Origin of the sequence: Gemmobacter sp., assembly GCF_016792925.1 — a bacterium.
GTDB lineage: Bacteria > Pseudomonadota > Alphaproteobacteria > Rhodobacterales > Rhodobacteraceae > Gemmobacter.
The window spans coordinates 1-6,282 of record NZ_JAEULU010000241.1; the positions used below are offsets into that span (position 1 = coordinate 1).

Sequence of the window (6,282 nt, forward strand, 5' to 3'; positions counted from 1 at the left end):
AATTTTTGTCTGGGTTAAACTGAGATAAGCCAAACGCGCCGGAGGCCCGATGAAACGCCCCTATGACCTCACCTCGATGACCGCGCTGACCTGCTTTGAGGCCGCCGCCCGCCATGTCAGCTTCAAGGCCGCCGCGCAGGAGCTGAACGTGACCCCCGCCGCCGTCAGCCATCAGATCAAGTTGTTGGAGGCCGAGCTGGGCGTGGCGCTGTTCCAGCGGCTGCATCGCGGCGTCGGCCTGACCGAGAAAGGCGCCTTCCTGCTCTTGGCGGTGCAGCGCGGCTTCGAGGGGATCTCGACCGCGGTCAGCCAGCTGCGCGACCGCCGCGACCGGGTGGATGTGACGATCCGCACCACCACCGCCGTTTCGGCGCTGTGGCTGACGCCGAAACTTTCGGCCTTCTGGCGGGTGCATCCGCGCATCACCGTGGCGCAGGTGGTCACCGATCAGCCCGAGCGCGCGGGCCATCACGACATCGGCATCAGCTATGGCCTGCCCGCCGAAGACGGGCGCGAATGGCATATGCTGTTTCATGATCGCATCATCGCCGCCGGCACCCGGCGCTTTGCCAGCGAACAGGGTATCCATCAGCTGTCCGATCTGGCGCAGGCGCCGCTGATCCAGCTGCACAACGAGGATAATGACTGGACCGACTGGTCCGCCTGGTTCCGCGAGCTGGGTCTGGACCGCTCGCGCCCGCCCAGCCTGTTCGTGAACAATTACACCATCGCGCTGCAAACCGCGCAGGAACATGTCGGCGCCGTCTTGGGCTGGGACGGGCTGATCGGCGAGCTGCTGACAGAGGGGCGGCTGGTCCGGCTGGTGCCCGAAAGCGTGCCCTCGCCCGTGGCTTTCTATCTGGCGATCAGCCCCCGCGCCTCGCCCGGCGCGCGGCTGTTCGCCGATTGGCTGCGCGGCCATACCCGCACGCTCTCGGGCCGGCAGCGGCACCGGCAGGGATAGGTCGCATGGAAAAGCCCGCCGCCCGCCGACCCCAATAGTTAGCCAATCATCAAAGTTTTTTCTTGCGCGACTCGCGCCAAGTTGCAACCTTGGCGCATGGCTCAGCATGACCCCGACCTCTCGCTGCTGTTTCAGGCGCTGTCAGATCCGACCCGGCGGGCGATCCTGACCCGGCTGGCGCAGGGCCCGGCCCCGGTGTCGGAGCTGGCCCAGCCGACCGGATTGCGCCTGCCCACCATCCTGCGCCACCTCGCGGTGCTGGAGGCGGCGGGGTTGATCGCCACCACCAAGGATGGCCGTGTGCGCAGTTGCGCCATGGTGCCCGGCGCCTTTGCCCCGGTGCATCACTGGCTCGACACGCAAAAGGCGCTTTGGGAAGGGCGGCTGGACCGGCTGGATGCTTATGTGATGCGATTGATGAAGGAACGCGAACAATGATCCCCGACCTCGACCCTGAAACCGATCTCAGCTTTACCCGCACGCTGGCCGCGCCGCGCGCGCTGGTCTGGGAATGCTGGACCAGCCCGGCCCATATCCCGCATTTCTTCATCCCCGCGCCCCACAAGGTCACGGCGGTGGAGATCGACCTGCGCGCCGGAGGCCGCTTCAACACCACCTTCGATGTGGATGGTCACATCATGGAGAACAAGGGCGTCTATCTGGAGGTGGTGCCGGGCGCGCGTCTGGTCTTCACCGATGCCTATTCCGAAGGCTGGAAACCCGCGCCCGAGCCCTTCATGACCGCGCTTTTGCTGCTGTCGGATGCGCCGGACGGCGGCACCACCTATACCGCCATCGCCCGCCATCGCAGCGCCGAAACCCGGAAAAGCCACGAACAGATGGGCTTTTACGATGGCTGGGGCACCGTCGTCACCCAGTTGGAGGCCTATGCGCAGCGCCTGCTGGCATCCGGGTGGCAAGCATGAGCCATTTCGCTACGCTCCGGTTCGCGCGCAGCGTGGCGGCCCCGCTCGCAACGCTGTGGCAGGCCTGGACGGCCCCCGCGGCCCGCGCCCTCTGGTCTGCCCCCACACCCGAGGTGGAGGTGGAGTTTCTGGAGGCCAACCCGCTGCCCGGCGGGCGCGAGGTCTCGCTGTGCCGGGTGGCGGGCCAGCCCGACATCCGCTGCGAGGCGACATGGCTGGAGCTGGAGCCGCTGGCGCGCAGCGTCGCTTGCGAAACCGTCTCGGCCGAGGGCGAAACCCGGTCCTCCGCGCTGATCACCGCCGAGTTTTCGTCTGTTGCCAACGGCTTGCAGGATGAAAGCCGGATCAGCCTGACCGTGCAGCTTTCGGCACGGCAGGCGCAGATGGAAAGCGGCTACCGCATGGGCTTCGAGGCGGGCCTGCGCCAGCTGGAGGATGTGGCGCGGCGCTGCATGGTGCTGCGGCGCGAGATCGCGGCCCCCCGGGCGCAGGTCTGGCAGGCTTGGATGAACCCCGAAACCCTGCCGCAATGGTGGGGCCCCGAGGGTTTCAGCTGCCGCACACAGCGCATCGCGCTGCATGCCGGAGGCGAATGGGTCTTCGACATGATTGCGCCCGATGGCACGGTGTTTCCCAACCATCACCGCTATCACGACATGCAGCCGCAAAGCCGTTTTGCCTATAGCCTGCATTGGGGCGAGAACGGCCCGAAACATGCCGATGCCTGGGCCAGCTTTGAAGACAGCCCCGGCCCCGACGGCAAGGCCACGGGTACTCTGGTGACCTTGGGCATGGTGTTCAGCACCGAGGCCGAATTTCAGAACGCCCGCAGCTTCGGCGCCGAGGCTCTGGGCCTGCAAACCCTGGGCAAGCTGGCGCGGTTTGTCGGCGCGGCCTGAGTTTGGTGCCGATCGCCCGATCCGGCCTGCCCCGCTGTTGCAAGCCTCCCCGCAAACCGCAGGTGCCCGGTGGCGCTACGCCGGCGGGGGCTGGTCACGCAACGCCCGGCGCGGTCACCCCCTGCGCGCGCACGATCTGGCGCACGCGCTCCAGATCCTTCGGCGTATCCACCGAGAGGCCCAGGCCCGGCTCCACCACGATCATCTTCAGCGGGATGCCGTTTTCCAGAAAGCGCAGCTCGTTGATGTCCTCCACCGCCTCCACCGGGCCGCGCGGGGTGCTGGCAAAGAACTCCAGCGCCGCGCGGTTGTAGGACAGCACGCCGATATGCTTGTAATAGTCAAAGGCGAGGCTGGATTTCGGATAGGGGATCGGGCTGCGCGAGAAAAACACCGCATTGCCCGACGGCCCCCAGACCACCTTGATATTGCTGGGGTCCACCACCTCGGGCGGGGCAGACATCTTGCAGGTCAGGTTGGCGACGAAGGGCCGGTCTTCGGGCCATGTGTCGGGGATCACCTGCTCCACCATCGCGGGTTCGATCAGCGGCTCGTCGCCATTCACCACGATATAGAGATCGGCGGGAATCATCCCCGCCACCTCGTTCAGGCGTTCGGTGCTGGTGCCGTGATCGCTGCGCGTCATGACGTAATCCAAGCCCGCCGCCGCACAGGCCTCGGCCACGCGCGGATCATCCACCGCCACCACCACGCGGGCGATGCGCGCGCTTTGCGCCACGCGCCGCGCCACCCATTCCACCATGGGCCGCCCCTCGATCAGCGCCAAGGGCTTGCCCTCGAACCGGCTGGAGCCATAGCGGGCCGGGATCACGGCAACGACATGCGGGTTTTGCATCACTGGCCTCCTGCCGGACGGTATTTGTGGTGTTCGCTGGGCGCCACCGTCTTTTCTTCCGACCCCAGAACCAGCTCGGCCTCGCGGATCTTCGCCACATAGTCGCGGAAATCCCCCGTGGTCAAATCCAGCGCCACCGCGTCGAAATGCGCCCAGTCGGTATTGCCCAGCTTCACATGCTTTTCCACCATCCGCGCGCCCGCCGCCACCGCGAGGCTTGATCCGAACCAGCCCGCATCATGGCTGGAATAGGCCGGAATCAGATGCGGATGCTGTGCCGCAAGGCGGGCGTAATGGCGCACAACGCCGATGTTGCAATCCTGTGCCGGGGTCGGATAGGCGGAATTCGCGTGCATCAGATACAGCTGCGGCACGGCGGCGAAGGTCGCCAGAATCCACTCCTCATAGGCCTTGTCGGTCATGCCGGTCGACAGCACCACCCCGCAATCGGTATCCCGCGCCACGGCCGAAAGGTAATCGGTGAACTCCGAAATCGTCGAGGGCAGCTTGATCAGCGCCGGCTTGAACTGCCGGATGAACTGGTAAGAGGGCGCATCCAGCACCGAGGCGAACCAGCGCAAGCCGATCCGGCGGCACAGCGCATCCAGAAATTCAAAATCCTCGCCCGAAAGCTCCAGCTGGCGGCGATAATCCCCAAAGGTGCTGCCGAAGGGCGATTTATAGGGCGCGGCAAGCTGTTCGGCGCTGTAAAACGTGTCGGGGTCGCGCTTTTGCACCTTCACCCAATCGGCCCCCGCCGCCCGCGCCGCGCGCACCATGCGCTCCAGCCGCGCGCGGTCGCCGAAATGGTTGGTGGTGATCTCGGCCACCACCGCCACTTTCGGCTCGGCCCGCGCGGTGGCGGGCAGGGGCGCATATTCCGCCACCAGTTCCTCGGGCGTCAGCCGCGAGAAGCTGCGATGCCCCACATGGGCCACATCCACCTCACTGCCCCGCAACATATAGAGGGCATTCAGGAAGAAATTCTCCTGCATGCCGATCAGCAGCCGCCGCTGCGCCATGTCGCTGGCGTCAAAAGACGGCCCCGCCACCTGCGCGCTGCCCGCCTCGGCCGAGAAATCGAAGCCCACCAGATAGACCTTCTGGGGCCGCCCGCGCAGCCGCGCCACCTCCAGCGCCAGTTTCAGCGCCGAGATGAACAGCACATCCTCCAGCACCATCGGGCCGGACAGCAGGCGCTGCATCATCAGATCGCCGCTTTCCTGCCCCAGGGCCACATGCGGCACCCGCGCCACCTGCGCGCCCTCGGGCTGGTAATCGGTCGAGGTCACATACAGCTCCGACCGCGGCCCCGTCGCCCGCAAGGCCCGCGCCACCCATTCGCCATGAAACAGCGTGATCGCCACCGGATGAATGCGCTCGGCATCATTGATGCCGATGGTCAGCGCGCCGTCGAAAACCTCAGGCGGAACCTGATTGGCCGAGGGCCCCTTGCCCAGAATGAAGATCGTATCGGTGGCGTATGTCGACGCGATAGCGCTGATCCGGTTCCAGAAACTGTCCATCATACACCTTGTCATTGACGATCACGTCGCATCCCGCCTCGCGCGCCAGCACAACGCCCGCCAGCAAATCCCAGGACCGCGCGCCCTTGGGGTTCACAAACCGCGCATAGGCGCCCCGGATCACGTTGAACAGGTTGTAAACCGCGCAGCCCATGATCCGCCCCTCGGGCGTCTCGGCCAGACCCTGCGCGATGGCGGGGTTGAACGAGGACGAAAACCCCACGATGCGCGAACGCGGCACGCGCGGAATGCGCCCCGAAGACATCACCTCGCCCAGTTCGGGCAGCATGAGCAGGCTGCCGCGATGCGCGCCCCCCTGCCAGAGCGAGAGCGAGATGCCCCATTCCTTGAGCCCCGAGCAGAAATTCTCGGTGCCATCAATCGGGTCCAGCACCGCGCACCAGCCGCTGCCCAACCGCCCGCCCGCCTGCCAGCTTTCCTCGCCGATGAAGGTGAGGCCGGGCAGATGCCGGTGCAAAAGATCGGCCAGAAGCCCTTCCAGATAGGTATCCGCCGCCGTCACCGGGCTGCCATCGGGCTTCCACTGAATGTCATAGCGCCGCGCCTGAATGGCGGGCATGGAGGCCGCCATCAGCGCCTCCACCTCGGTGAAAATCCCGGAAACATTGGTCATGATCAGCCCTGATTGCCGGGCCACGCGCCCTTTGCGGCAATTTAACAGCCGCAAAGGGAAGGTCCATGGGCAAAAACCGCTTACACGATCCCGCCACCGCCCGCCGCCGATCTGGGCCGCACGGCTGCCACGCGGGCGCGGTAGCCGCTGGCGCGGTAGGCCGCCACCGGATCAATCGCGCCGCCCTTGCGCAGCCGCGCCATGGCGAGGATCGGCTCCACATCGGTGCGGAAGCCCTGTCGCAGGGTGGCCGCGGCCATCAGCGCGTCATTCCCCTCGCGGTATCCCGCCAGCGCCGCCCGGTCCACCAAACTCGCCTGCACATAGGCGCGCTCGATCTCCATGGCGGAAATCATCAGGCTTTCAATCGGGTCGGTCACATTATGGCTTTGGTCGATCATATGCGACAGGTCGAGGCCGGGGGTCTCTTCCAGCTCCACCAGCTCGTTCCACACCAGAAACAGCCGGAACGGATCA

The 6,282-nt window shown here is 66.1% G+C and carries 7 protein-coding genes and 1 pseudogene; 4 read left to right on the forward strand and 4 right to left on the reverse strand.

Annotated features, from left to right (window positions below; translation table 11 throughout):
* Positions 1–49: 49 nt before the first annotated feature.
* The 4 genes from JNN06_RS11350 to JNN06_RS11365 all read left to right on the forward strand — a co-directional run bounded on the left by JNN06_RS11350 (position 50) and on the right by JNN06_RS11365 (position 2,789).
* Positions 50–964 (forward strand): LysR substrate-binding domain-containing protein, encoded by a 915-nt coding sequence (locus JNN06_RS11350; RefSeq protein ID WP_291239705.1) that lies wholly within the window; start codon positions 50–52, stop codon positions 962–964.
* 96 nt (positions 965–1,060) lie between these two features.
* Positions 1,061–1,402, forward strand: coding sequence for a metalloregulator ArsR/SmtB family transcription factor (locus JNN06_RS11355; protein ID WP_291239706.1), 342 nt, complete (start codon positions 1,061–1,063; stop codon positions 1,400–1,402).
* Positions 1,399–1,890 (forward strand): SRPBCC family protein, encoded by a 492-nt coding sequence (locus tag JNN06_RS11360; RefSeq protein WP_291239707.1) that lies wholly within the window; start codon positions 1,399–1,401, stop codon positions 1,888–1,890. The genes JNN06_RS11355 and JNN06_RS11360 overlap by 4 nt, the downstream gene beginning before the upstream one ends.
* Complete coding sequence (locus tag JNN06_RS11365; protein WP_291239708.1) at positions 1,887–2,789, forward strand: SRPBCC domain-containing protein; 903 nt, start codon at positions 1,887–1,889, stop codon at positions 2,787–2,789. The genes JNN06_RS11360 and JNN06_RS11365 overlap by 4 nt, the downstream gene beginning before the upstream one ends.
* Before the next feature lie 94 nt (positions 2,790–2,883).
* Here the strand turns inward: JNN06_RS11365 and JNN06_RS11370 are convergent, their stop codons facing one another.
* From JNN06_RS11370 to JNN06_RS11385, 4 genes and pseudogenes are all read right to left on the reverse strand, one after another.
* Entirely contained in the window at positions 2,884–3,645 is a 762-nt protein-coding gene (locus tag JNN06_RS11370; RefSeq protein ID WP_291239709.1) for a 3-deoxy-manno-octulosonate cytidylyltransferase, read from the reverse strand.
* Complete coding sequence (locus JNN06_RS11375; RefSeq protein ID WP_291239710.1) at positions 3,645–5,171, reverse strand: N-acetylneuraminate synthase family protein; 1,527 nt, start codon at positions 5,169–5,171, stop codon at positions 3,645–3,647. The genes JNN06_RS11370 and JNN06_RS11375 overlap by 1 nt, the downstream gene beginning before the upstream one ends.
* Positions 5,068–5,829 carry an inositol monophosphatase family protein gene (locus tag JNN06_RS11380; RefSeq protein WP_291239711.1) on the reverse strand — a complete coding sequence of 254 codons (762 nt, stop codon included), beginning with the start codon at positions 5,827–5,829 and terminating at the stop codon, positions 5,068–5,070. Before JNN06_RS11380 ends, JNN06_RS11375 begins: the two co-directional genes overlap by 104 nt.
* Positions 5,830–5,885: 56 nt before the next feature.
* Positions 5,886–6,282, reverse strand: a pseudogene (locus tag JNN06_RS11385) (sugar isomerase); the annotation flags it as partial.